The organism is Rhodanobacter sp. C05, from assembly GCF_002001165.1.
In the GTDB taxonomy this organism is placed as follows: domain Bacteria; phylum Pseudomonadota; class Gammaproteobacteria; order Xanthomonadales; family Rhodanobacteraceae; genus Rhodanobacter.
In genome coordinates this window covers 1-1,192 of the sequence record NZ_MUNQ01000002.1, presented here as the reverse complement: position 1 = coordinate 1,192, position 1,192 = coordinate 1, and the positions used below count along the sequence as shown (strand labels likewise).

Below are 1,192 nucleotides of genomic sequence, written 5' to 3'. Positions count from 1 at the left end.
TAGGGATGCTCTGATTTATTCCTCGCCTCAGGCATCATAGCGACCAGTCTCCAGGAAGCGCCTCCCCCATGAAACAGCGTTCGTTTGCGTCGTTGAGTTTCGAGTCGAAGAAGAAGCCGACGCGGCGCGAGCGGTTCTTGGGCGAGATGGACAAGGTGGTGCCGTGGGAAGCACTGCTGGCGTTGATCGAACCCAGCTATCCGAGGTCGGGGCGTCGTGGCCGCCCACCGATGCCCGCCGCGACGATGCTGCGGATCCATTTCATGCAGCAGTGGTACGCGTTGAGCGACCCGGCCATGGAGGATGCGCTGTACGAGATCGAATCGATGCGTCGCTTCGCCGGGCTGGAATTGAACGAAGACGCGATCCCGGACGAGACGACGGTCCTGAAGTTTCGACGTTTCCTGGAGCAGCACGGCCTGGCGGCGAAGATCCTCGACACGGTCAATGCGCATTTGGGCCAGCAGGGTCTGTTGCTGCGTCAGGGCACGATAGTGGATGCCACGATTATCCAGGCACCGTCCTCGACCAAAAATCGCGACAAGCAGCGTGACCCGGACATGCGCCAGACCCGGAAGGGTCAGCAGTGGTACTTCGGCATGAAGGCGCATATCGGGGTGGATGTGGAATCCGGGCTCGTACATACGGTAACCACGACACCGGCCAACGTGGGCGACGTGACCGAAGTGGATAAGCTATTGCATGGGCAGGAGAAGGTTGTGTATGCCGACGCCGGCTATCAGGGCGCTGAGAAACGAGCACCCAAGCGTGGCCGCACTTGGCATATCGCGGCCAAGCGCGGCAGCGTCAGGGCGATGCCGGAGGGTGAACTGAAGGAGGTCACGAAGTATGTGGAATACCTCAAGGCAGCGGTACGTTCCAAGGTGGAACACCCGTTCCGCGTGATCAAGCGGCAGTTCGGCTATCAAAAGGTGCGCTTCCGGGGCCTGCTTAAGAACACGGCGCAAGTACTGACGTTGTTCGCGCTCTCGAACTTGTGGATGGCGCGCCGAACCTTGCTGGCTTCTGCAAGTGAGGTGCGTCTGTGAAGCGGGAAATGGCTTGATCAGAAGCAGATCAGCGGCCGCGGCCATAAGAAACAGCTGGTCAAATCGTCATTTTGGCGCAGCCATGCCGAAGTTTCTGCACGGCATATGGACGGCCGTTTCAGCCTCAATAGATCAGAGCATCC

At 59.6% G+C, this 1,192-nt stretch carries 1 protein-coding gene; it reads left to right on the top strand.

The features are described from left to right. Nucleotides 1-68: 68 nt before the first annotated feature. On the top strand, nucleotides 69-1,049 hold the full coding sequence (locus B0E51_RS00005; protein ID WP_077442795.1) for an IS5 family transposase: 981 nt from the start codon (nucleotides 69-71) through the stop codon (nucleotides 1,047-1,049). Nucleotides 1,050-1,192 lie beyond the last annotated feature (143 nt).

Coding starts and splice junctions, on each gene's coding strand:
- B0E51_RS00005 (WP_077442795.1), top strand. CDS start 69: ATGAAACAGCGTTCGTTTGCGTCGTTGAGTTTCGAGTCGAAGAAGAAG.